A 24,660-nucleotide genomic window follows, 5' to 3' on the forward strand; every position below is an offset into this window, starting at 1 on the left:
GCGCTTATCCGGGCCGTCTCCCCACTCTAGGCATTTGCCGGTAGCGAGATCGAGAAGGGCGTCGGTCAGTCTCCGACCGGGGCGCGGGCTTGTTGCCGCGGGTCGGCGCGGCGGCGTCGCACGCGCTCCCGATCGGGCCAGTGCACGTTGCTCGCCCAGCCCAGACGCTCGAACATACCGATCAGCCCGGCGGACGGATCGAGCTGGCCGCGATCGAGGCCATGGCGGGCGCAGGTGGGTTCGCTGTGGTGGCCGTTGTGCCAGCTTTCGCCGAAGGACAGCAGGGCCAGTGGCCACAGGTTGGTCGAGCGGTCGTGGCTGCGGGTCCTGAAGGGTCTGGTGCCGATGAGGTGGCACAGGGAGTTGACGCTCCAGGTGACGTGCTGGAGCAGCGCGACGCGGATCAGCCCGGCCCACAGGAAGGCGGTCAGAGCGCCGTACAGGGTACCGGTGAGCGCCCAGCCGGCCAGGAAGGGCAACGCCAGCGACAGCGCGCACAGCGCGGGGAAGGCGCGGGCGACGCGTGTCATGGCCGGATCGGCCAGCAGGTCGGGGGCGTAGCGCTCGGCCGGGGTCGGATCGTCGGCGAACAGCCAGCCCAGGTGGGCGTGGGCAAGCCCCCGAAGCTGCCCGCGCAGGCCGGTGCCGTACCGGTAGGGCGAGTGCGGATCGCCCGGCCGGTCGGTGAAGGCGTGATGGCGGCGGTGCACCGCCACCCAGTCGATCACGTTCCCCTGAAAGCCCATCGACCCGGCGACCGCCAGCGCCACGCGCAACCAGGGCCGGGCGGTGAAGGAGGCATGGGTGAGCAGCCGGTGGAAGCCGACCGTCACCCCCAGCCCGGTCACCACGTACAGGACCGCGGCCAGCAGCAGATCGGTGAAAGTGACTCCCTGCCCCCACCCCAGGAAGATCGTGACGCCGAGCGCGACGAACGGCAGGACCACGATCGCGGATGTCAGCCCCATCTGGGTCCGGCTGGCCGGCGCGTGCTCTTCTGCCCCGGGGAAGGGCGATACGCCGTCGTAGTCCTGATGGCGTTCCACCACCTGTCCGGAAATAGTCATGAAGTCTCTTCCGTCTCGTCTATACGGTGCGGCGGTGCACGTAGCACCAGCGCCAGGTCGATCTCGGTTCCAGGGGGGCGACCACCGGGTGGTCCGTCTCCTGGTAGTGGGCGCGGGCGTGGCCGCCGTGCGAATCGTCGGAGCAGGCCACCCGCCCGCAGGTCAGGCACACCAGCAAGCGCTCCCAGGTCCGGCCGGCGACCAGGCAGTCCTCGCATTCGGGTGGCCCGTGCTCCACGGCCGGGAGCTGGTCGATGTGGTGGCAGCGCGGGGCCTGACCGTTCAGGCCCACGCGGCCGGTCGCGCTCGTTCCTTGTGCGTCCAGGGTCATGACCGACCCCCTCACGGTGACAGCGACGCAAGCTGCGCCGTCTGTTCATCCACCAGTCAAGGCCATCAGCGAGCAAGTGGTGATGCTCAATCCCAGCCAGCCTCATCAGTTACGGCGATTGCGCCTGCCTGCACCTGGCCGCCGAGCCGCATGCCTCTTCCGGCAGGAGTGGGCTGACCTGCCCGTGCACTCCGGGGCGCCGCGACGCGGACGGTCACGCGGAGAGAGCCCCCGGCCGGCGTTCATGCCGCCAGGGGCTCTCTTGTCCGGGTGTGGCCCAGGCGCTCAGACTTCTTCGACGCTGCTGGGCTCGCGGCGGGACAGGTCGATGCCGAGTTCCTCGGCGGCGCGGAAGACGTCCTCGTCGGTGTCGCGGAGTTCGATGGACCTGCCGTCGGTGGAGAGGACCTCGACGTTGAGGCACAGGGACTGCATCTCTTTGATGAGGACCTTGAAGGATTCGGGGATGCCCGGTTCGGGGATGTTCTCGCCCTTGACGATGGCCTCGTAGACCTTCACGCGGCCGACGACGTCGTCGGACTTGATGGTCAGGAGCTCCTGGAGGGCGTACGCGGCGCCGTAGGCCTCCAGGGCCCAGACCTCCATCTCGCCGAAGCGCTGGCCGCCGAACTGGGCCTTACCGCCGAGCGGCTGCTGGGTGATCATGGAGTAGGGGCCGGTGGAGCGGGCGTGGATCTTGTCGTCCACCAGGTGGAGGAGCTTGAGGATGTAGATGTACCCCACCGCGATGGGGTGGGGGAACGGTTCGCCGCTGCGGCCGTCGAAGAGGCGGGCCTTGCCGGTGGGCTGGACCTGGCGGTGGCCGTCGCGGCCCGGGATGGTGTTGTCCAGCAGGCCGATGATCTCCTCTTCGGTGGCGCCGTCGAAGACGGGGGTGGCCATGTTGGTGCGGGGCTCCACGCGGTCGAGGCCCTTGTCGCGGAGGCGTTCGGCCCAGGATTCCTGGATGCCGGAGATGTCCCAGCCTCTGGCGGCGATCCAGCCCAGGTGGGTCTCCAGGACCTGGCCCACGTTCATGCGGCCGGGTACGCCCAGCGGGTTGAGGATGATGTCGACGGGGGTGCCGTCCTCCAGGAAGGGCATGTCCTCCACTGGGAGGATCTTGGAGATGACGCCCTTGTTGCCGTGGCGGCCGGCGAGTTTGTCGCCTTCGGTGATCTTGCGCTTCTGCGCCACGTAGACGCGGACCAGTTCGTTGACGCCGGGAGGCAGCTCGTCGCCGTCCTCGCGGCTGAAGACGCGGACGCCGATGACCTTGCCCTGTTTGCCGTGGGGAACCTTCAGGGAGGTGTCGCGGACCTCGCGGGCCTTCTCACCGAAGATGGCGCGCAGCAGGCGCTCCTCGGGGGTCAGCTCGGTCTCACCCTTCGGGGTGACCTTGCCGACCAGGATGTCGCCGGGCACGACCTCGGCGCCGATGCGGATGATGCCCCGCTCGTCGAGATCGGCCAGCACCTCCTCGGAGACGTTCGGGATGTCCCGCGTGATCTCCTCGGGGCCCAGCTTGGTGTCACGGGCGTCGACCTCGTGCTCCTCGATGTGGATCGAGGAGAGCACGTCGTCCTGCACCAGGCGCTGGGACAGGATGATCGCGTCCTCGTAGTTGTGGCCCTCCCACGGCATGAACGCCACGAGCAGGTTCTTGCCCAGGGCCATCTCGCCCTTGTCGGTGCAGGGGCCGTCGGCGATGACCTGGTTGACCTCGACACGGTCACCCTCGGCCACGATGGGCTTCTGGTTGAAGCTCGTGCCCTGGTTGGAGTGCTTGAACGTCGCCAGGCGGTGTGTGGTGCTCGTGCCGTCGTCGTTCGAGATCGTGACGTGGTCGGCGGAGACCTCCTCGACCACGCCGGGCTTGTCGGCGCTGACCATGTCGCCGGTGTCGGTGGCGGCCCGGTACTCCATGCCGGTGCCGACCAGCGGGGCCTCGCTCCTGATCAGCGGCACCGACTGGCGCATCATGTTCGCGCCCATGAGCGCCCGGTTGGCGTCGTCGTGCTCCAGGAACGGGATCATGGCCGTCGCCACCGACACCATCTGCCGCGGCGACACGTCCATGTAGTGCACCGCGTCGGAGCGGACGTACTCGAACTCGCCGCCCTTGGTGCGGACCAGCACCCTGCGCTCGGCGAACCCGCCGTCCGCCGACAGCGGGGAGTTCGCCTGGGCGATCACGTACAGGTCTTCCTCGTCGGCGGTCAGGTAGTCGATCTGGTCGGTCACCCTCCCGTCCACGACCTTGCGGTAAGGCGTCTCGACGAAGCCGAAGGCGTTGAGCCGGGCGAAACAGGCGAGGTAGCCGATGAGGCCGATGTTCGGGCCCTCGGGGGTCTCGATCGGGCACATGCGGCCGTAGTGGGACGGATGCACGTCGCGCATCTCCACGCCGGCGCGCTCACGCGACAGACCGCCCGGGCCCAGCGCGGACAGCCGCCGCCGGTGCGTCAGCCCGGAGAGGGGGTTGGTCTGGTCCATGAACTGCGAGAGCTGCGAGGTGCCGAAGAACTCCTTCATGGACGCCACGACCGGGCGGATGTTGATCAGGGTCTGCGGCGTGATCGCCTCGACGTCCTGCGTGGTCATGCGCTCGCGGACGACGCGCTCCATGCGGGCCAGGCCCAGGCGGACCTGGTTCTGGATCAGCTCGCCGACGTTGCGCACCCGGCGGTTGCCGAAGTGGTCGATGTCGTCGACCTCCAGGGGCAGGCCCGCCGGCTCCTCGCCTGCGTGCAGCCGTACCAGGTACTCGACCATCGCGACGATGTCGTCCTCGGTCAGGACGGCGACGTTGATGTCCGTGTCCATGCCGAGCTTCTTGTTGATCTTGTAGCGGCCGACCTTGGCGAGGTCGTACCGCTTGGGGTTGAAGTAGAGGTTCTCCAGCAGGGCCTGCGCCGACTCCCTGGTCGGCGGCTCACCGGGCCGCAGCTTGCGGTAGATGTCGAGCAGCGCGTCGTCCTGGCCGGCCGTGTGGTCCTTCTCCAGGGTGGCGCGCATCGACTCGTACTGGCCGAAACGCTCCAGGATCTGGTCGCTGGTCCAGCCGAGCGCCTTGAGCAGCACCGTGACCGCCTGCTTGCGCTTGCGGTCGATGCGCACCCCGACGCTGTCGCGCTTGTCGATCTCGAACTCCAGCCAGGCCCCCCGCGACGGGATCACCTTGCACCCGTACAGGTCCTTGTCGGAGGTCTTGTCGGCGTTGCGCTCGAAGTACACACCCGGCGACCTGACGAGCTGGGAGACCACGACACGCTCGGTGCCGTTGACGATGAACGTGCCCTTCGGCGTCATGAGCGGGAAGTCGCCCATGAACACCGTCTGGCTCTTGATCTCACCCGTGGTGTTGTTGATGAACTCCGCCGTCACGAACATCGGGGCGGAGAAGGTCATGTCCTTCTCCTTGCACTCGTCGACCGAGTACTTCGGCGGCTCGAACCGGTGGTCCCGGAACGACAGGGACATGCTCCCGGAGAAGTCCTCGATCGGGCTGATCTCTTCGAAGATCTCTTCGAGGCCCGACTGGGCCGGGACGTTCGTGCGCCCGGCCCGGCGGGCCGCCTCGACCCGGGCCTTCCATCTCTCGTTGCCGAGCAGCCAATCGAAGGAGTCGGTCTGCAGGCCGAGAAGGTCGGGGACTTCGAGCGGCTCCTGGATACGCGCGAAAGAGACACGGTGGGGACCGGCGGGTACGGCGGAGGCGTTGCGTGAGGCTGCCAACAGATGTCCTTCCGAAGGCTCGCGGCGGACTGACTACACGCACGCCGGACGACCTCGCAACGTGAGCGAGCGGAGCGGGTCGTCAAGAAAGCAGCGTGGAACAGCGAGCGTACTGGCTCAGCATCAATTTGTCCACGCTAACGCAGACCCATCTTCCCGGTCGCATCTTCATGATGACGCACGCTCTCCCGCTTGTCAATCATCTTCGGCAGGTCCGCGTGCCCGCCGCGTCGCCATGCCGGTGGCCGTGCGCATTCATGGCTCCAGCCGGATCCCTCAGAATATCACGTGCTTCTCAAGCGACTCTATATCGTCCGCATGATTGGGACGCGTTAATTGAAACTCCGGGCCCGCAGTCTTCCCTTGGCGGATAAAAAGGGTGGCACGACGTTTATGGACGCGCCTTGTGGGTGAGTTGGCCGTGCACATCATCTGTCACGACGACCCGGTCGGAGGCTCGCGCGTGTCCATCAGACGACTGCTGCTCGATTTAAGTGCCATTATGCTGACCGCGGGCGGCGTATCAGGCCGGGCAGGAACCCGCATTCAAGGCTGGTCCGGGCCCGGCGGCGCACTCACCCGCCTCGACGTGTTGCCCAAAAATTCACAGTCGATTTCAGGACTTCCGAAACGACTTTCGCACCGGGCGGCCGAGGCGACGTCGGCGCCCGTCGTGCGGGAGAACGGCGGAGCGACGGCGGAGCGGCACGTGCGTGTCGCGGTCATCGGGGCGGGGTTCGCGGGGCTGGGGATGGGGATCCGGCTCAAGCAGCGCGGCATCGACGATTTCGTCGTGCTCGAACGGGGGGACGACGTCGGCGGGACGTGGCGGGACTGTGTGTATCCCGGTGCGGCCAGCGACGTGCCCTCCAATCTCTACTCGTACTCGTTCGCCCCCGAACCGGCGTGGACCAGCACGTTTCCCTCGCAGCCGGAGATCCAGCGATATCTGCAGCGGTGCAAGGCGGAGTTCGGGCTGGAGCGGCATCTTCGTACCGGTCACGAGGTGCTGGCCTCCGAGTGGGACGACGGTTCCGCCCGGTGGCGTGTCACCACGTCGAAGGGGGACCTGACGGCGGACGTGCTCGTGGTCGCGACCGGGCCGCTCAGCGAGCCCGCCATACCGCCGGTTCCGGGGCTCGATCGGTTCTCAGGAGCCGTCTTTCATTCGGCGGCCTGGGATCACTCCCACGACCTCGACGGCAAACACGTGGCGGTGATCGGCACGGGGGCCTCCGCGGCTCAGTTCATTCCTGAGATTCAGCCGAAGGTGGCCGGGCTCTACGTTTTCCAGCGCACCCCTCAGTGGGTGATGCCGCGCTGGAATCGCGCCAAGCCGGTTGTCGAGAAAAGACTTTTCCGCCGATTACCTGTCGTGCAGCGGCTGGCGCGGACCGCGGCCTACCTGTGGCGGGAGTCGCTTTTTCTCGGGCTCGCGTTCGATCCGCGCGTGCTCAGGCCGGTGGAATGGCTGGCGCGGCGCCACCTGCACCGGCAGGTGCGTGATCCCGGGCTGCGCGCGGCGCTGACTCCCGACTACCGGCTCGGCTGTAAACGCATCATTCTCTCCAGCACCTACTTTCCCGCGATCACCCAGGCGAACACCGAACTGGTGACCAGCGGGATACGCGAGGTGCGGCGGAATTCGATCGTCAGTGCCGACCGGACCGAACGCGTGGTCGACACGATCGTCTTCGGCACCGGGTTCGAGCCGGCCAACACGGCCATCGCCGGCCGGCTTCGCGGAAGGGACGGCCGGCTGCTCGCCGACGCCTGGCGCGAGGGCGCGGAGGCTTACCTCGGCACCGCCATAGCCGGTTACCCCAACCTCTTCATGCTTCTCGGCCCGAACGCCGTCTCAGGACAGAACTCGTCGCTGCTGACGGCGGAGGCCCAGGTCGACTACGCGATCGACGCCATACGGTTCATGGACGAGTCCGGTACCGCGGCGGTGGAGGTACGCGCGGAGGCCCAGGCGTCGTTCGTGGCCGACGTGCAGCGAATGCTGATCCGCACCGTGTGGGCGTCCGGCTGCAGGAGCTGGTACCTCGACGCCCGCGGCCGCAACACCACGCTGTGGCCGGGTCTCACCCGCGCCTTCCGCCGCCAGACCCGCCGCTTCGACCACGAGAACTACGTGCTGCGCGCCCGCCCGTCCGGGAGCTGAACAGAGGGCCGCTGACCCGTCCTGTCCTCGGAGAGCTCGTCGGCCAGGACGTGGTCGAGCTGGCTGCGTGAGGTGATGTCCAGCTTGGCGAAGACCTTGCGCAGGTGGTACTCGACGGTGCGCGGGCTCACGAACAACCGGCTGCCGATCTCGGAGTTGGTGAGGCCCTTGGTGGCGAGGCGGACGATCTGTCCCTCACGCGGGGTGAGGTCGCCACCGGTCGCCGGGACGCCGCGGCGCTGCGCGGTCTCCCCGGTGGACCGCAGCTCCCGCGCCGCCCGCTCGCCGAACGCCGCCATGCCCATCGTCGTGAAGAGCTGGTGCGCGGCGCGCAGTTGCTTGCGTGCCTCGGTCTTGCGCCGTTCCCTGCGCAGCCATTCGCCGTAGACGAGGTGGGCGCGGGCGAGGTCGGGACGCAGCCGGGTGCGGCCGAGCCGTTCGATCGCCTCCCGGTAGAGCGTCTCGGCCGTCGCCTGCTCGCTGACCAGGGCGCGCGAGCGGGCCTCGATCCCGAGGGCCCAGTCGGTGGGGCTGACGCGAGTGGTCTCGGCGAGTTGCTCGACGGCCCGGCAGGCGAGCACGCGGTCGCCGCTGCGGGCGGCGGCCTCGGCGAGTTCCGCCGGAGCCCACTGCGACGCGGCGCCCGGCGCCGGCGGGCCCGCGGCGGCGCGCCGGGCCGCGGCGCAGGCCCGGCCGTAGCGTCCGAGACCGGTGTAGAGGACGGCTTTCGCCCAGTCGATGACGGTCGCCCCGGCGCCCTCGCCCCGGGCCGCAGCGTCGTTCGAGCTCGTGTGCGTCAGCTCCTCGGCCTCGGCCTCACGGCCGCGCCACGCGGCGAGCGCGAGGGCGCCGTAGTTGGTGATCCGCAGCCCGGTCGCCGCGGTGATCGCCTGGACCTCCGCGCTCAGCGCCGCCGCCTCGGCCGTTTCGCCCTCGAAGAGGTGCATCATGGCGCGGGAGCCGAGGGCCACGGGCATCTCGGCGAGCGCGCCGGTGTCCCGCGCGCGGCCGACGTGGCGGTCCGCCAGCGTGCGGCAGGCGTCGCCGTCCCACAGCGCCACGGCGGCGGCGAACGCGGGCGAGAGCCACCGGACCTCCTCCTCGGTGGGGACGCCGTGGCCGAGACAGGCGGCCACGGCGCGGCGCAGCGCCGGTGCCGCCGCGCCGGGGCCCCCGGTGAACAGTTGCACCAGCCCGTCCAGCAGGAGGTCCTGAGCGCGCCCGGCCCCCGGCGGTGCCGCGCGGGCCGCGGCGGCGGCGTCGAGCAGGCCACCGCCGCGCACCGCCAGGCGTCCGGCGGACATCGCCGCGGACAGCGCCTCCAGGTAGGCGTCGCGGGCCAGTGCCGGGTCCACCGGCCACAGGCGCCGCGCGGCGTCCAGCAGCAGCGGCGAAGCGGTGTTCCCGCGGTCGGCGGTGAACGCGATCCCGGCGCGCAGGAAGACCGCGCGGGCCCGCTGCCGTTCGTCGAGCGGGCCGGCCAGCGCCACACCGAGGAGTCCCGACGCGGCGTCCGGCGCCCCCGCTTCCTGTTTGGCACGGGCCGCGGCCAGCGCGCGTTCCGCCCGGCGGGCCGGTTCGGAGGTCAGCTCGGTCGCGCGCCGCAGGAACGCCGCCGCGGCGGCCAGGCCGCCGCGTGCCTGCGCGCGTACGGCCGTGTGTTCCAGTTCGGCGGCGGCCTCCTCGTCGGCCCCGGCCACCGCGTGCGCGTGGTGCCAGGCACGGCGGTCACGGTCGGTGCGGGGGTCGGTCGCCTCCGCCAGCGCGTGGTGCGCCCGCCTGCGCTCCTCCGCAGCGGCGGCCCGGTACACCGCCGAACGCACCAGCGGATGACGGAACCGCACCCCGGCGCCGAACTCGCACAGCCCGGCCGCCGCCGCCGGAGCCGCCGCGGCGGTCCCGACGCCGAGCCGCGCCGCCGCCCGCCAGACCAGGACCGGGTCCCCGAGCGGCTCGGCCGCCGCGACCAGCAGCAGCCGCCGTGTGTCCGGAGGCAGCGGTTCCAGGCGCCGCAGGAAGCTGTCCTCGATCCATCCGGGCGGCCCCTGGACGGCGGGCAGCCCGAAGCCGCCGGCCAGTTCGGCGGGGGTCATCTCGTGCGACAGCTCCAGCAGCGCCAGCGGGTTGCCGTGCGCCTCGGCGACGATCCGGTCCCGCACCTGCGGATCCAGCGGCCCGGGGACCACCGAGCGCAGCAACGCCTGCGCGTCCTCGTCCCGCAGGCCGCCGATCACCAGCTCCGGCAGGCCGGACAGGTCGTGCGCGTCGGTGCCGCGCGCCGCGAACACGCACGCCATCGGCCCGGCGAACAGCCGCCGCGCGACGAACGCGAGCACCTGCGCCGAGGCGGCGTCGAGCCACTGCGCGTCGTCGATCACGCACACCAGGGGCTGCTCACCGGCCGCGTCCGCGAGCAGGCTCAGCACCGCCAGCCCCACGAGGAACCGGTCGGGCGGCGGCTCCGCGCGCAGCCCGAAGACGGTGGCGAGCGCGCCGCGCTGCGGTTCCGGCAGCCTGTCGAGCCGTTCCAGCATCGGCGCGCAGAGCTGGTGCACCGCCGCGTACGGAAGCTCCATCTCGGAACGGACGCCCGCGGCCCGCACCACCCGGCATCCCGCCGCCCGCTCGGCCAGGTACTCCAGCAGGACCGACTTGCCCACCCCCGGGTCCCCGCGCAGCACCAGGGACCGGCTCTCGCCGGCGAGCACCGCCGTCACCAGCCGGTCGAGCGTGTCGCACTCGGCACGCCGGCGGTCCAGCAGGGTGGCGGCGGCCCCTGGGCGCACGGGCCGCGGGGACCGCCGCCCGTGCGACAGGTACGCCTCCAGTAAGCCGGTCATCGGGGTCCCCTCTCGGACATGGGATCGGCGGCGATGAGCGCTTCGAGGGGCAGCAACGCCGAACCGGTGGCCACGGCGTCCCCCCCGAACCTGGCCACCAGCAGCTCGAACTGGCCGCCCGGCCTGGACAGGCTGTGATTCCTGATCGCGGTGGTGATGCGGTCGCCGAGCGACTCCATGAGCCGCAGGCCCACCCAGCCGCCGATGACGATCCGTTCGGGACCGGTCAGGTTGACCATGCCGCCCAGCGCGGCCCCCAGGCAGTCGATGACGTCCTCGACGATCGCGCTCGCGGCCGGGTCGCCCCGGTGGGCCGCGGCGATGAGCTCGCCGACGGCGCGCCAGCCGGTGCCCTCGAAGACCGCGCCGGTGTCACGCCACGCCGAGAGGATCGCGTCGGAGCCGAGGTAGGCCTCGACGCACCCCCGGTTGCCGCACCGGCACACGCGTCCGCCGCGCTCGATCACCATGTGCCCCCACTCCCCCGCGCTGGAGTGGGAGCCGTACGCCACCTCTCCCCCGGTGACGACGCCGAGCCCGACGCCGCGGCCGAGGAGCGCGACCAGGGCGTGGTCCGCGCCGCGTGCGCTGCCGAACCACAGCTCCGCCCTGGCCTGCATCTTCGCGCCGTTCTCCGCGAGTACGGGGATGCCCCCGGCGTCGCACAACGACCGGACGGGGACGGGCGGCCAGCCGAGGCTCTGGGCGTACAGGGTCTGCCGGTCGCCGGGCCCGGTCTCGACCAGGCCGGGCAGGCCGAGGCCGATGCCGAGCAGGGTCGGCCACCGGGCGGCGTTGCGGTCGCGCAGCGCCACCAGGGCCTCGTGGATGTCGGCGGCGATCCGCTCCGGGTCCTCCTCCTGGGCACCGCCGCGGAACTCGCGGTCGATGCGGTTCATCGCCAGGTCGAACATCTCCACCGCGACGCCGCGTTCACCGATGTCGGCACCGATCGTGATCGCGCTCTCGGCGCGGGGCCCGATCAGGGTGATGGGTCGGCCGCCCCGCGAGGAGACCGATCCGCGTTCCTCGACGAGACCCGCGGCGATCAGTTCGGCGACGAGGTTGCCCGCCGAGGCCGTGGACAGGCCGCTCTCCTTCGCGATGGCGGCCCGCGTGGTCTCCTGCGCGAGGATCACCTGCTTGAGGACCAGCGCACGGTTGCGCTGCCGCAGGGTGGTGACCGTGGACACTTCGGGGAGGCTCAGGAGATGCCGCCCACCGCCGGGTTCGACGCTCATGGTTCCACCCTCCTCTCACTCGGCGGCGGTCACGTCGACGGCCCGCAGCCGCGCCGTCCTGGTCGCGTGGGCGACCAGGCGGTCCCGCCTCCAGGAGATCTCGAACGCGTCCGGGTCCTCGGAGTCGGCCTGCCAGCCGGACGGGGGGTGTTCGAGCGGGAAGTGCAGCTCCTCCCCGGCGCCGACGGTCACGGGCATCATTTCCGCGTCCGTGTACGGCCGGCCCGACTCACGGTGCCAGAAGCCGTTGCGGGCGTGCCGGGCGAACCGGTCGCGGAACGTGGGGGACTCGTCGACGAACCCCCACCCGGGGATGCGCAGCGGGGCGCGCCCGAACATGGCGTTGACGATCTCCGGGCGTCGCCGGCAGGCCCCCAGCGCGACGGAGTCGAGGTAGTTCTGGAGGATGTCCCAGGCCAGGCCGGGGTCCACCGCGGCGTGCGGGTCGGCGATCAGTGCCCAGCCGTCGGGGAGGCCGGCCGAGACGGGCGAGGTGAGGGTGTCGAGCTTCTTCCACGGCCAGAAGTTCCAGCCGATCTCGTGCTGCTCGTACAGCCGGTGCGCCGTGTAGATCCACTCCGGGGTGTTCTCGCCGCCCTCCCCCATGTAGATGGGCACGCCGAGGCGGTCCCGTACATCGAGGTACTGCTGGATGCTGGACCGGTCGGGCGGGCACCAGTAGCGGTGGAACTGCAATGTGGAGTTGGGGTCGAAGACGTCGGTGAAGATGGACCAGTTCGTCGCCCAGTGCGAGCCCTCGTAGACGATCAGGTGGAACGGGTCGATCGCGCGGATCGCCACGGTCAGGTCGCGGTAGAGAGCGACGAGCTCGGCGGGGTAGACGTGCTGCCACTCGTTCGGCAGCGGCTCGTTCAGCAGGTCGTAGCCGAGCACGACGGTGCTGTCCCGGTACCGTCGTGCGATCTCCTCCCACAGGTGGATCGTCAGCCGTCGGTTGCGGTCGTCCATGAACAGTTCGGGCTTGCCGTTCGGGGAGTCGTCGATGTTGGTGCCCGTCTGCCCGCCCGGCGCCCCGTGCAGGTCGAGCAGCACCCACAGGTTGTGGGCCTCGCACCAGCGCAGCAGGTCGTCGATGTGGGTGAAGCCGTCGAGGAAGGCGCCGTCCCCGTCGACGAGGGCACGGGAGTTGAGCGGGAGCCTGACGTGGTCGAAACCCAGCCGGGCGATGGCGGCGATGTCCTCCTCGGTGACATAGGTGCCGCGGAACCGGGCCCAGAACTCGGCGGCCCGCCCGGGGCCGACGAGGGCTTCGACGCGTCGCTCGATCTGACGGGCCGAACTCATCTCGTCACCGAACCTCCACATGTAGCCCTCGGCGAGCAGCCAGTTGCCGAGGCCGATGCCGCGCGGCAGCAGCGGAGCACCCGAGCCGTCGACCAGCCGGGGGCCACTGGCACGGACGAAGCCGGTGAAGCGATCGATCATGAACGTTACCTTGCTTTCTCATTGCCCTATTTGAGCCCGGACAGGGTGAACCCCTGCACGATGTGACGCTGGAAGACCACGAAGACGATCAGCACGGGGACCACCATGAGGGTCGCCCCGGCCATCTGGAGCGACGGGCTGGTCGCGATCTGCCGGTTCAGCAGCGACACCCCGACCGACAGGGTGTAGAGCCGCTCGTCCCCGGCGACGACCAGAGGCCAGAGGAAGCTGTTCCAGGCGCCGATGAAGGTCAGGACGATCTGGACGGCCATCACCGGCCGGGACAGCGGCAGGACGATCCGCCAGAAGATGTGCGCCTCGCCGGCCCCGTCGACGCGGGCGGCCTCGATCATCTCGGTGGGGACGGCGGACATGAACTGCCGGAACAGGAAGACGCCGAACCCCGACACCAGCCCCGGGAGCGCGACGCCGGCCAGCGTGTCGGTCAGCCTCACGCCGTTGAGGACGAGATAGGTGGGGATCATGGTCACCTGCACCGGGATCATCATGGTGGCCAGCACGAGGAAGAACATGAGGCCGCGGCCCCGGAAGCGGAACTTGGCGAACCCGTAGCCGGCCATCGCCATGAGCAGCACCCCGATCATGCTGATCAGCACGACCACGATCGTGTTGACCAGGTAGCGGTCGAAGTCCATCTCCGCGAACAGCCGCGCGAAATTCTGGAACGTGGGCGCCTCGGGGAGCAATCGGGGCGGGGAGGTGACCGACTCCGGCCGCGGCTTCACCGAACCGGAGATCATCCAGAGGAACGGGAACGCCGTCGCCGACGCCCCGAAGCACAGGACGGCTCCGGCGATCACGGTCAGACCGCGGCGGCTAGTGATCCGCACCGGGCCTCCTCGCGCGCAACTGGACGAGGGTGATCCCGGCGATGATCAGGAAGAGCACCAGTGTCCCGGCACCCGCGTAGCCGAACCGGCTCGCGGAGAAGCCCTCCTGGTAGAGGAACAGGGAGATGCTCGTCGACTCACCGAGCGGCCCGCCCTTGGTGAGCACGAACGGCTCGTCGAAGAACTGCAGCCAGCCGATGACGGTGGTGACGGCGACGAAGGAGAACGCGAACCGCAGCAGCGGGATGACGATCGACACGATCTTGCGCGGCCCGGAGGCGCCGTCGAGGTCCGCGGCCTCCAGGTACTCCCTGGGGAGGCCCTTCAGTGCCGCGAGGAAGATGATGATGTTCAGTCCCGTGCCGCGCCAGACGGCGACGAGGGCGACGGAGAACTTCACCAGCACGGGATCGCTGAGCCACCGCGCCGGCGGCAGGCCCGCGATCGCCAGCAGGTGGTTGAGCAGGCCGAACTGCGTGTTGAGAAGGTAACCCCACACGAGCGACACGGCGACGATCGCGGTGACGGCCGGGGCGAAGTAGAACGCCCTGAGCGCGCGGAAGAAGCGGCTCTCGCTGCGGTGCAGCAGGAGCGCGGCCGCGAACGAGACGGCGATCACGGTGGGCACGCCCAGCAGCGCGAAGATCCCGGTGTTGGTGAGGGCCTGCCGGAAGCCGGGGTCGGCGAACAGTCCGCGGTAGTTGTCCAGGCCCACGAAGCCGATCCTGGAGCGGTCGGCCAGGCCCGCGAGGTCCATGTCCGTCACGCTGACCGGCAGTGCGACCAGGATCGGGAGCACCCCGAAGACGAGCAGCAGGAACATGGCCGGAGCGACGAAGGCGTAGGGGGCGAGAGGCTGTTTCATGCCGGCTTCTCCGCTGGTCATTCGACGGACGTGCCGCCGGTCGCCGCGTACAGGCCCCGCAGGGCGGTGTCGCGGTCCGCGCCGGTCAGCACGATGGAGTTCAGGGCGTCCAGGAGCACCTTCCCGGTCTCGCCGTCCCAGTTGGGCACCGGCGGCAGGGGCCTGGCGTCGCGCAGCTGCCTGACGTACATCGAGACGAGCGGGTCGGAGGTGAGCGCCGGGTCGTCGAGCGCGACCTTCGTCACGGGGAGCTGGCCGTCGAGCCGGTACCAGGTGAGCTGTGTCCGCGGCTCGGAGAGGTAGTCGAGGAGCCGCAGGGCGCCGTCCGTGTTGTCGCTGGAGCGCCACACGGCGAGGTTCGAGCCGGCCAGCAGGGAGGTGTGCGCGGCGGCGCCGGGGATCAGGGCGACCGACCACGTGCCGTTGAGGCGCGGCGCGGCCGCGGCGACCGCGCCGGCCAGGTAGGGGCCGGAGACCAGCATGGGCGTGGCTCCGGAGACGAAGCCCTGGATCTGGTCGAAGTCGGCGTCGGCCGGCACGCTCCTGTCGGCGTACAGGCCGGTGTAGATGTCGACGGCCTTGTGGAACTCGGGGGTGTCGAAGTCGATCCTGCCGGTGTCGTCGACGATCCCGCCGCCCTGGGCCCAGGTCATGATGACGGGCAGCGCGCTGTCCCACTGCGGGATGTGGTAGCCGTACTGCCCCACGCCCCGGCCGGCGAGGACCTTGGCGTAGGCGCGGAGCTCGTCCCACGTCCCCGGCGGCCTGGTGAGACCGTACGCGGCGAGGATGTCGCTGCGGTAGAACAGCACGCGGGTGTCGCCGACCCACGGGACGCTCACCGGGGCCCCGCCGGCCGCGGCGACACCGTCGAGGAAGTGGTGCGCTGCGAGACCCGGATGGTCCCGCAGCGTCCGGTCGTCGAGCGTGAGCAGGGCACCGGAGGCGGCGAAGGCCGGCACCTTCGACAGGCCGACCTGCAGGACGTCGGGTCCGTTGCCCGAGGCCACAGCGGTGGTGAACTTCTGGTCGACGGAGTCCCACGGGATGGCGACGGTGTCGACCTCGATGCCGGTGCGCGCGGAGAACGGCTCGACGAGCTGCTGGAAGCGGGCCGAGCTGTCGCCCATGACCCAGACGGTCAGCTCCCCCGCGCCGCCGGTCCCTGCCGGACCTGAGCACGCGGCCGACGCGAACAAGCCCGCGGCGACGGCGGACGCGGCGAACGCCAGGCGAGGTCTTGTCATCGGAAGAGGTCCCTCTCAGGGAGCGGAGCCGGTGTCCGTGCCGCGCGCCGTCGTCCCTGGTTCCACGCCCATGGGGCCTCCAGCCTGTTCGTAGTTGGCTTAGCCTAAGCCATAGACAAAGTAGCTTCCGAGGAGGCACCATCGCAACTGTCGAAGTTGGAGGAGGTCCAGATGAACCACCGATGGCCCGCTGCCGCCCTCACGACGGTGATCGCCGCCGCGACCCTCGCGGCGACGGCCCGGCCTGCCGCCGCCGCCCCCCTCGGATCGGCCGACTTTCTCAAGGTCAGCGGCACGGTGCTGAAGAAGAACTCCGGCACGGGTGCGACGTTCAGCCTGCGTGGCACCAACCTCGGCGGCTGGCTCACCCATGAGGAATGGATGTCACCCCTGGGGGATTTCGCGCACGACAGGACCGGTTGGACGGCCACCGCCTCCGCGGGCGACGCCGCGCTCGCGATCGACGGCGACGGCGCCACCCGTTGGTCCACGAACGCCCCCATGCGCGGCGGCGAGTGGCTGAAGCTGAACCTCGGCGCCCCGACGCGCTTCAACCGCATCACCTTCGATTACACCGAGTTCCCCGGCGGGGACTTCGCCCGCGGCTTCACCGTCGCCGTCTCCACCGACAACTCGGTGTGGACGACCGTGCCCTTCGACTCCGGGGGCGGCCTGGACACCGTCACGACCGCCCGCTTCGCCCCGGTGAGGGCGCAGTACGTGCGGGTCACGCAGACCGGCAGCGCCGGGGACTGGTGGTCGATCGGCGAGTTCAACGTGTTCAACGACGCCGACTCGTTCAAGCGCACGCAGTGGACCGCGACGGCGTCGGGCGGCACGCCGGCCCCCGCCATGCTCGACGGCGCGGTCGCCACCCGATGGACCAGCAACACCGTCCAGGTGCCCGGCCAGTGGGTCCAGCTCGACCTCGGCGCGCGGATGACGATCAACAACGTGCAGCTCGACGCGGTGAAGAACTCCGACGACGCCGAGGACTACCCCCGCGGCTACACCGTCCAGTTGTCCGACGACAGAACGACCTGGACGCAGGTCGCCGCCGGCACCGGGACGCCCAAGGCCACGAACATCAGCTTCCCGGCCGCGCGTGGCCGCTACGTGCGGGTGAACCAGACCGGCACCAGCTACAGGTGGTGGTCGATCGGCGAGATCTCCGTCGCGCTCAACCGCGACGACTACGGTCTCCAGCTCACCCTCGACCAGCGCTTCGGCCGTACCGGCGCGCAGGCGATCCGCGACGCGCACGAGCAAACCTGGATCACCGCGGCCGACCTCGACAACCTCGCCGCGATGGGCCTGAACTACGTCCGCCTGCCGATCGGCTGGACCACGTTGCTCAACACCGACGGCACGTGGAAGCCCGACCCCTGGAGCAAGATCGACTGGGTGGTGGACCAGCTCGCGAGCCACGGCATCCACACCCTGCTCGACCTGCACACCGTGCCGGGCGGCGGCTGCCCCTGGCTCAGTTGCGGCCGCATCGGCCCCAACCCCAACGGGTTCTGGGGCAGCGCGACGTACCAGAACTGGGTCGAGGACATCTGGACGGCCATCGCCACCCGCTACGCCGGCCGGCCCGCCGTCGCGGGATACGACCTGATCAACGAGCCGCTCATCGGCTTCGACTTCGACGCCGCCGAGGTCACCCGGGTCAGCGCGTACTACGACCGCCTCTACGACGCCGTCCGCGCCGTCGACCCCGACCACATCATCGTCATCGGCGCGTTCCCCGACCCCGACCGCATCACCCCGCCGTCCACCCACGGCTGGAGCAACGTCGTCTACGAGCTCCACCCCTACGACATGGACAACCGCACGAGCTGGGACCACCAGAACGGGCTGGTGACCAACAAACTGGCCGACCTGCCCGGCCTGCTGTCGAGCTGGGGCGTCCCCCTGCTGTACGGCGAGTTCTGCCTGTACTACTTCGACGACGTGTGGGCCCGCTGGCTGGCCGGCCTCAACGCCCAGCAGCAGTCCTGGTCCACCTGGGCGTACAAGGTCAGGGGCACCGACGCCGACGAACAGGGCTACTGGGGCTTCCACTACAACCGCCCCGCCCCCGTCCCGATCCTCAACACCGACGACTCCCCCACCATGATCCGCAAACTCCGCCGCTTCACCACCTCCACCTTCACCCGCAACGACCGCCTGACCGCGCTGGCCACCACCTACGCCGCCGGCCTGTCCACCTACAACCCCGTCCCCATCAGCAGAACCACCTGGACCGCCACCGCATCCACCACCAGCACAAGCGGCACCATCAACGGCGCCATAGACGGCAACCCCGCCACCCGCTGGGACACCGGCGCCCCCCAGACCCCCGGCCAGTGGTACCAGATCGACCTGGGCTCCCCCCAGCCCGTCGCGCTGATCACCCTCCAGACCGCCCTCAACGCCAAACAGGACTACCCGCGCGGCTTCCGAATCCAACTCTCCTTGGACGGCACGACCTGGACGACGGCCACCACCGGCGCCGGCTTCGCCTGGAAACGCCCCATCAGCATCCCCCCGCAAACCACCCGCTACGTACGCATCACCCAGACCGGCACCTCCACCTACTGGTGGTCCATCGACGAGATCACGATGTACTCCTCCTTCTGACCCCCGCCCGCATGACCCGCCTCCCGCTGGGGAGACCAGGGCAGATGAAGGTCACGCTGGTCCAGGGCGACATCACCGGACAACAGGTCGACGCCATCGTCAACGCCGCCAACTCCTCGCTCCTCGGAGGGGGCGGCGTCGACGGCGCCATCCACCGCCGCGGCGGCCCCGACATCCTCGCCGCCTGCCGCCACCTCCGCGCCACCACCTACCCGGACGGCCTTCCGACGGGCCAGGCCGTAGCGACCACCGCGGGACGCCTCCCCGCCCACTCGGTGATCCACACCGCCGGCCCGGTGTACTCCACGAAGGAGGACCGCTCGCCCCTGCTGGCCTCCTGCTACCGCGAATCCCTGCGCGTCGCCGACGAACTGGCGGCCACCACCGTGGCCTTTCCCGCGATCTCCACCGGCATCTACCGCTGGCCGATGCGGAACGCCGCACACATCGCGATCAGCACCGTCCGCGCCACGCCGTCACAGGTGCACGAGGTGCGCTTCGTGCTTTTCGGCGCCGAGGCGTACGCCGTGTTCGAGCAGGTGCTCGGCGCCTAGAACTCGATGTGCGACGGTTCCCAGATCGAGCAGTCGTGAGCGAACAGCACACGGCGGGGGTCGAACTCCGCGAGCCGGTCCAGCCAGGCCCGGTACGCGGGAACGGGCCGGGACGCGCCGTGGAGTGCGGCCTGGCGGGCCAAGTGGTCCGAGGCGTAATGGGACGCGAAGTCGTGAGCCTGACCGGCGAGGATCACGGTGCCGTCGGAGCGGCGCAGGACCAGGGACTGATGGCCCTCGGTGTGGCCGGGGGTGGGGATGATCCAGACGCCTGGCCAGACCTCGGTCTCCCCTGCCAGCTCCTCGTAGGTGACACCGGGAAAATCAACGAGTTCGTCCACGGTGTAGCGCCCACCGCGAGCCGTGGCCAGCTCCGTACTCTGCACCAGGATCGGCTTGCCGCCCATCAGGGGGTTGCCGCCGCAGTGGTCGAAGTGGAGGTGGCAGTTCACCACGAGCGAGATGTCGTCCACGGTCACCCCGGCCGCCGACAACGCCTCCCGCAGGGCACGGCGCCGGGGACGGTAGTGCGCCTCGGTCCCGGCGTCCGCGGCGCCGATACCGGTGTCGAAGAGAATCAGGCCGTCGCCGTGACGCACCAGATAGGCGAGCACGGGTTCCACCCGTGGTTCCGGCCCGCCCGTCTCGGACGCCGGGCGGATGAAGTAGCCGAGGTCGAGGCGGCGCACCGCCATGTCACTGCTCACCCCACCATCGTGGCGATCCACGCCGCGCCGTCCAGCCGGTCCGCCCACGGCGGAACCGCCGCCCGCGCCCCTACGCGTGACGCGCCGGGGCGTGGAACACCTGGCGGCCGTGCCAGGCGATGTTGGCGGGATCGACGCCCCGCAGGCCCGGCTGCGGAGCACGCACCGGACGCCCCACCAGGGAGAGCACCATGGCCCTCGCCGCCGCGGAACCGCCGGCGAACTTCATCGAGACGGTGATCTCACGCTCGGCGCTGAGCCCCAGGACCCCCTTGTCGAACAACTTGTGGTGGATGGCGCACAGGCACAGCCCGTTGCCGAGGTCGTCCGCCCCGTCGAAAGCCCACCAGCGGACATGCGCGGCGTCCAGCCCCACCACAGCACCGTCCAACCGGCCGTCGTACTCGCAGAACGCACAGCAGTACTCGTAAGCCATGAGGACTTCCCGCCGGAACCCCGCCGCACGACGAGAAGCCACGCGCGCCGCCACCTCAGGGATCGCCCCGGCACCGTCGAGGTCGAGCCCGACAGCACGGCAGATGTCCGGATGCAAGGAAGGCGCGAAGTTGACGTCGAGCAGACGGCGCGCAAGACGGCCCACCAACTGGGAGTCGTCGGCCAACGCACGCAACAGGTCCGGATGAAGCCGCCCGGACGCCTGGGACGCACGTAACCGCCCGAGCCCCGACCCCGGACTGCCCGGCCCGTCCACGGTGTCCACCAGCCAGACCCCGTCGGTGGTCAGGTGATGGAACGGATACCCGGGACTGGTCTCACGCGGCGGCCCGAACTCCTTGAGCAGCCGCCTCAGGTCCTCCTCAGCGGCACTGAACGGAATCGGCCCTCCCCCGTGCCCCTGGAAACGCCCGAGAGCATAGAGCAGCAGAAGCGGCTTGTGCGGCGCCCGCTCCCCGTCACGCGCCCACCGCCGGATCCCCGCGACCCGCTCGACCCAGTCCATGGCGGACGAGCTTAGTCCGGCCCGACAGGGACAATCCGGCGTCCTCTCACGACGGTCCTCCCGCCAGACCGTGACACCGTTGCCGGCGCTTACCGTAACGAGGCGATCACACTTCGGTTCTGAGGCCGCGCGCCTCATTTATCGCATGCCATCTTCCGAGATGCGTCGGGTAATCAGGAGGACAGGCAGATGACGGACAGTCCGGCCGGCTACGCGGTGATCGATGTCGAGACCACGGGCCTGCGGCCCTCATGGCACGACCGGATCGTCGAGGTCGGTGTCGTGCACACCGACCTGGCCGGACGGGTGACCGGCGAATGGAGCACTCTGGTCAACCCCGAACGCGACCTCGGGCCGCAGCGCGTGCACGGCATCAGCGCGGCCGACATACGGCACGCCCCGACGTTCAAGGAGATCGCGGGCACGATGACGGCCCTGCTGCGGGGCCGGGTACCGGTGGCCCACAATCTCTCCTTCGACACGGGTTTCCTGGAGGCCGAGTTCCGACGTATCGGGATGGCGACCCCGCTTTCACCTGACATCGGGGTATGCACGATGGCGGAGGCCCGGCGATTCCTCCCGCACGCGCCCCGCAACCTGGCCGGTTGTTGCGCCGTGGCCGACATTCCTCTCCATGGACACCACGACGCACTCATCGACGCCCGCGCCGCCGCGCAGCTCTTACGTCACTATCTCGACCTGGCACGCCCGGCGTCCCCTTGGCCGGCCACTCTGCGGGCCGCGGCCACCGCCCTCTGGCCGCTGTGCGGTGGCGGCGATGAGCCCTGGGTACGCAGAGGGGTCTCCGCCGAACGGCAGAGCCATTTCCTCGCCCGGGTCCTCGATCGCGTGCCCCAGTCGGCGCAGGCCGTTCAAGCCGGCCCCTATCTCGCCCTGCTCGATCAGGTGCTGCTCGACCACCACATCTCGGCGTCGGAGGCGGACGCCCTGGTCGATCTGGCGGCCACGTCGGGGCTGCGGCGTGCGGATCTGGACCGCCTGCACCGTGACTACCTCACCGAGGTCGCACGAGCGGCCCTGGCCGACGGGGTGCTCACGGACGCCGAGCGTCACGAACTCGATCTCATCGGCGCTCTGCTGCACCTGCCGGCCACGGCCACCGAGACCGCCCTGGCCGAGGCCGCCACGCGAACGTCCGCTCCTCATCCCCGGTTCGCCCTGCGACCGGGCGACCGCGTCGTCTTCACCGGTGAGATGCCCGAGGGTCGTGAGACATGGGAACAACGCGCCCGCGCGGCCGGCTACGTCCCCCACGCCGGCGTGACCAAGCAGGTCAGCCTCCTCGTCGCGGCCGACCCCGACACCTTGTCGGGCAAGGCCCGCAAGGCGCGCGCCTACGGCATCCCCGTCGTCACCACCGAGGCCTTCGCCCGGATGCTTGCCTGAGAAGCCCTCTCGGGGCGGCCGATCCCCATGGTGCTGGTCATGGCAGGGGGTCAGGGGTCGAGCTTGAGGCGGATCCTGCGGCGGAGGAGCATGGTGACGATCAGGACGATGATGAAGGGTGCCCAGGCGGCGCAGTAAGCCGGCCAGTATCTCGCCAGGTCGAAGATCGAGCGGTTCGCGTCCACGTCGGTGCCGTTCACGCCGAAGTAGCCGAAGAGGAGGGCCGGGGGGAGGGCGAGGATCGAGCCCAGGGCTACGGCGGTGCTGACGATTCGTTCTCTGCGGACCATGTATTCGGTGGTGGCTGCTTCCAGGGCCGCTCTGCGGGACTCGATGACCGAGCTGACGCGGGCGATGATTTGTGAGGTGTTGGTGAGGCTGGTTGTCATGCCTGCCGTGTCGCGCATTGAGGCGTGGTAGGACTCGATGAGGAGTTCGGGGATGAGGATGGTGTCGGCGTAGATCTCTATGCCGAAGCTCAGGTCCAGCTGGAGGCCGGCCAGTTGGTCGGAGAGGTCGGCGATCAGGCGGCGGTAGGAGGAGATGGAGGTGATGTCGGCGGTCTCGTTGCGTTCCAGGGTGTGCAGGGCCAGGCGGCGGGCTCGGTGGAGGACGCCTGCGGCGTTGACCAGGCCGGTGGCGGCGATGATCAGGGCGTTTTCCACGGGTGCCGACCAGCCGGCGGCTACTGTGACGCCTCTGCCGTGGGCGAGCATCGTCTGGCGGCCGTTGTTCAGCTCCGGGGGGCGGAGTACGCCGAGGGGGGTGCCTTGGTGGCCGTCCATGGTGCCGCGGAAGACCATGGAGAGGACCTCGGCGGAGATGTGGGTGGGGTCGTGGGACTCATCGAGGAGTTTCGCGGCCAGGTGGCCGCCGGCGAAGACGCACTGGTGGACGTTTCTACCGAAAGCCGGCGAGGTGACGCGGGGGCGGCCGACTCGTTCCTTCAGCCAGTCGAGGAGTGGTGTTTCGCCGATTCTGATGGTCGAGCGGGATCTCCACAGCAGGTACGTCCAGTCGGCGATCGTGGCCGCGTCCGGTTCTCCGGGCAGGTGGAGGTCGAGGATGAGCAGGGCGTCGTCGCGTTTGGTGGTCAGCAGCAGGACGCGTCCGCTCGTGGCGGGGACGGTGGTGCCGTCCACGGTGAGGGTGTCGGGGTGGTCGATGTAGGTGTCGCCGATCAGGCAGGGCAGCAGGCGGCCGGCCGCGGCGACGTGGCCGTCGAAGCGGCCGAGGTCGAGGGCGTGGTTGAGCGGGCGTACCGCGTCCGGCGCCGCGGTCAGCGGGTCGGCGAGGTTGTAGACGCACACGAGTCGTGTCACGTCGCGCCGGGCCGTGTCCAGCCAGGGCACCTGTTCCTCCTCCGGTTCGACACCCCTTTCAGCTAGGTGAACGGTCCGCGCGGCGTTCGAGATCCCGGAGGGCGGCGCGGAGTTCGCTCGCGGGGTCGCCGTCGTGGTAGACGTGCTCGCTGGGTTCGATGCCGTCCAGGAACTCCTGGTAGCGGACGGCGTAGAAGAGGTGCTGGTAGGGCTCCGCGAGTTCGATGGCGCGGGCAGGGTCGGAGCCGGGGACGTGTCGGCGCCACGCGTCGATCCAGGTGGTGACGGCCGTGTGGCGGCCGGCGGCCGGCAGGAACATGCCGGCGCGCAGGCCGTCCAGGGCGGGGTGGCCGGTGTGGGCGTCGGCGAAGTCGAGGACGACCGCGGGGCCGCCGTCCGAGCGCCAGTTGCCGCTGTGGAAGTCGCCGTGCACCACGGTCTCGGGCAGGCCGCACGCGCGGAGGTCCGCGGCCAGGACGGGGAGGGCGTCGAGGAGGTGGCGGGCCTGGTCCTGTTCCTCGGAGGTGAGGCCGGCTCGGGCGATCACGCCGGCGAGACGATCGTGGAGGTCGTCCGGCGTGCGGCGGGGCAGTCCCGGGGGGCCGGTGACCGTCGCCTGGGCGGCGACGAAGCGGGTGACGGTCGTGCGGACGACGTCCGGCGGGGCGGTCCAGCAGTCCTCGCCCGGTACGTGGTCGAGCAGCACGCGGTGGGCGGCCGGGTCGGTGGCGATCACGGACGGCACGAGCGCCGGGCCGGTCTCGGCGAACGCGGCCATCACGCCGCCCTCGTCGGCGGCGAACCCCGGGGTGATCTTCAGCCAGACGGGGCCGCCCCGGGCGGGGACGCGGAACAGGGCCGCGAGGTTCCAGGTCTTCACCTGCCGGGCCGGGCCGACCTGCGGCCGGCCGGCGGCGCGGAGCGCGTCACCGGCCCACGCCAGGGCCTCCTGTACGCCGTGGGGCGTGGCCCACGCGGCGCGGCGCGCCTCGGGGGCGCGCAGGCCGGCCGCGACGTCCGGGCACAGCGGCCTGCCGGTGCGCGCTCGCCGGGGGTCGCCGAGGAACTCGGCGTGGTAGGTCACGTGGCCGCCGCGCGGGGCCGCGCCGCCTTCGACGCTCACCAGGCGCAGGATCACGACGGGCCCGCCCAGCACGGCTTCCAGGTGCCCGGTCACCGGGGCGACCTCCGCCCACCACGGGACCGCGACCGGGAAGGGGCCGACGACGCCGATGTCCTCGTCACCACAGGTGACCAGAGCGGTCACGGTTCTGTCCACGTCGCCCAGTGTGTG

Annotated in this window: 17 protein-coding genes; 4 read left to right on the forward strand and 13 right to left on the reverse strand. The window is 70.5% G+C overall.

The window, feature by feature from the left end; genetic code table 11:
• Nucleotides 1-65: 65 nt before the first annotated feature.
• From ABGB17_RS29835 to rpoB, 3 genes are all read right to left on the reverse strand, one after another.
• Nucleotides 66-1,049: a fatty acid desaturase gene (locus ABGB17_RS29835; protein ID WP_347635448.1), complete on the reverse strand. Its 984-nt coding sequence runs from the start codon at nt 1,047-1,049 to the stop codon at nt 66-68.
• Nucleotides 1,050-1,086: 37 nt separating this feature from the next.
• The gene (locus ABGB17_RS29840; RefSeq protein WP_347635450.1) at nt 1,087-1,398 is read right to left on the reverse strand and encodes a UBP-type zinc finger domain-containing protein; all 312 of its coding nucleotides are present in this window, start codon (nt 1,396-1,398) and stop codon (nt 1,087-1,089) included.
• Between the two features lie 285 nt (nt 1,399-1,683).
• The gene (gene rpoB, locus ABGB17_RS29845) at nt 1,684-5,136 is read right to left on the reverse strand and encodes a DNA-directed RNA polymerase subunit beta (RefSeq protein WP_347635452.1); all 3,453 of its coding nucleotides are present in this window, start codon (nt 5,134-5,136) and stop codon (nt 1,684-1,686) included.
• A gap of 421 nt (nt 5,137-5,557) precedes the next feature.
• Here rpoB and ABGB17_RS29850 point away from each other — a divergent pair, with 421 nt between their 5' ends.
• Nucleotides 5,558-7,303 (forward strand): NAD(P)/FAD-dependent oxidoreductase, encoded by a 1,746-nt coding sequence (locus ABGB17_RS29850; protein WP_347635515.1) that lies wholly within the window; start codon nt 5,558-5,560, stop codon nt 7,301-7,303.
• Here the strand turns inward: ABGB17_RS29850 and ABGB17_RS29855 are convergent.
• Genes ABGB17_RS29855 through ABGB17_RS29880 form a run of 6 tightly spaced genes read right to left on the reverse strand, consistent with a single transcriptional unit; the run spans nt 7,270 to nt 15,793 of the window.
• Entirely contained in the window at nt 7,270-10,143 is a 2,874-nt protein-coding gene (locus ABGB17_RS29855; RefSeq protein ID WP_347635453.1) for an AAA family ATPase, read from the reverse strand. The two genes, ABGB17_RS29850 and ABGB17_RS29855, sit on opposite strands and share 34 nt — an antisense overlap.
• Nucleotides 10,140-11,384 (reverse strand): ROK family protein, encoded by a 1,245-nt coding sequence (locus ABGB17_RS29860; RefSeq protein ID WP_347635455.1) that lies wholly within the window; start codon nt 11,382-11,384, stop codon nt 10,140-10,142. Before ABGB17_RS29860 ends, ABGB17_RS29855 begins: the two co-directional genes overlap by 4 nt.
• 15 nt (nt 11,385-11,399) lie before the next feature.
• Nucleotides 11,400-12,830: a cellulase family glycosylhydrolase gene (locus ABGB17_RS29865; protein ID WP_347635457.1), complete on the reverse strand. Its 1,431-nt coding sequence runs from the start codon at nt 12,828-12,830 to the stop codon at nt 11,400-11,402.
• 26 nt (nt 12,831-12,856) lie between these two features.
• Nucleotides 12,857-13,681, reverse strand: a complete 825-nt coding sequence (locus tag ABGB17_RS29870; RefSeq protein WP_347635459.1) for a carbohydrate ABC transporter permease — start codon at nt 13,679-13,681, stop codon at nt 12,857-12,859.
• The gene (locus ABGB17_RS29875) at nt 13,668-14,546 is read right to left on the reverse strand and encodes a sugar ABC transporter permease (RefSeq protein WP_347635461.1); all 879 of its coding nucleotides are present in this window, start codon (nt 14,544-14,546) and stop codon (nt 13,668-13,670) included. Before ABGB17_RS29875 ends, ABGB17_RS29870 begins: the two co-directional genes overlap by 14 nt.
• Nucleotides 14,547-14,563: 17 nt before the next feature.
• The gene (locus tag ABGB17_RS29880; RefSeq protein WP_347635462.1) at nt 14,564-15,793 is read right to left on the reverse strand and encodes an extracellular solute-binding protein; all 1,230 of its coding nucleotides are present in this window, start codon (nt 15,791-15,793) and stop codon (nt 14,564-14,566) included.
• Between the two features lie 171 nt (nt 15,794-15,964).
• On the opposite strand from ABGB17_RS29880, the gene ABGB17_RS29885 reads away from it, so the two are divergent.
• Both ABGB17_RS29885 and ABGB17_RS29890 read left to right on the forward strand, forming a co-directional pair.
• Nucleotides 15,965-18,415: a discoidin domain-containing protein gene (locus ABGB17_RS29885; protein ID WP_347635464.1), complete on the forward strand. Its 2,451-nt coding sequence runs from the start codon at nt 15,965-15,967 to the stop codon at nt 18,413-18,415.
• Between the two features lie 44 nt (nt 18,416-18,459).
• The gene (locus tag ABGB17_RS29890) at nt 18,460-18,969 is read left to right on the forward strand and encodes an O-acetyl-ADP-ribose deacetylase (protein ID WP_347635466.1); all 510 of its coding nucleotides are present in this window, start codon (nt 18,460-18,462) and stop codon (nt 18,967-18,969) included.
• Here ABGB17_RS29890 and ABGB17_RS29895 read toward each other — a convergent pair.
• Both ABGB17_RS29895 and ABGB17_RS29900 read right to left on the reverse strand, forming a co-directional pair.
• The gene (locus ABGB17_RS29895; protein WP_347635468.1) at nt 18,966-19,676 is read right to left on the reverse strand and encodes an N-acyl homoserine lactonase family protein; all 711 of its coding nucleotides are present in this window, start codon (nt 19,674-19,676) and stop codon (nt 18,966-18,968) included. The genes ABGB17_RS29890 and ABGB17_RS29895 overlap by 4 nt on opposite strands.
• Nucleotides 19,677-19,746: 70 nt before the next feature.
• On the reverse strand, nt 19,747-20,637 hold the full coding sequence (locus ABGB17_RS29900; RefSeq protein WP_347635470.1) for a phosphorothioated DNA-binding restriction endonuclease: 891 nt from the start codon (nt 20,635-20,637) through the stop codon (nt 19,747-19,749).
• Between the two features lie 189 nt (nt 20,638-20,826).
• Between ABGB17_RS29900 and ABGB17_RS29905 the strand changes: the two genes are divergently transcribed.
• On the forward strand, nt 20,827-22,044 hold the full coding sequence (locus tag ABGB17_RS29905) for an exonuclease domain-containing protein (RefSeq protein ID WP_347635472.1): 1,218 nt from the start codon (nt 20,827-20,829) through the stop codon (nt 22,042-22,044).
• A 50-nt stretch (nt 22,045-22,094) separates the two neighbouring features.
• Here ABGB17_RS29905 and ABGB17_RS29910 read toward each other — a convergent pair whose 3' ends face one another.
• Both ABGB17_RS29910 and ABGB17_RS29915 read right to left on the reverse strand, forming a co-directional pair.
• The gene (locus ABGB17_RS29910; RefSeq protein ID WP_347635474.1) at nt 22,095-23,396 is read right to left on the reverse strand and encodes a hypothetical protein; all 1,302 of its coding nucleotides are present in this window, start codon (nt 23,394-23,396) and stop codon (nt 22,095-22,097) included.
• A gap of 28 nt (nt 23,397-23,424) precedes the next feature.
• Nucleotides 23,425-24,645 (reverse strand): aminoglycoside phosphotransferase family protein, encoded by a 1,221-nt coding sequence (locus ABGB17_RS29915; RefSeq protein ID WP_347635476.1) that lies wholly within the window; start codon nt 24,643-24,645, stop codon nt 23,425-23,427.
• Nucleotides 24,646-24,660 lie beyond the last annotated feature (15 nt).

The sequence above is a fragment of the Sphaerisporangium sp. B11E5 genome (assembly GCF_039871875.1).
GTDB lineage: Bacteria > Actinomycetota > Actinomycetes > Streptosporangiales > Streptosporangiaceae > Sphaerisporangium.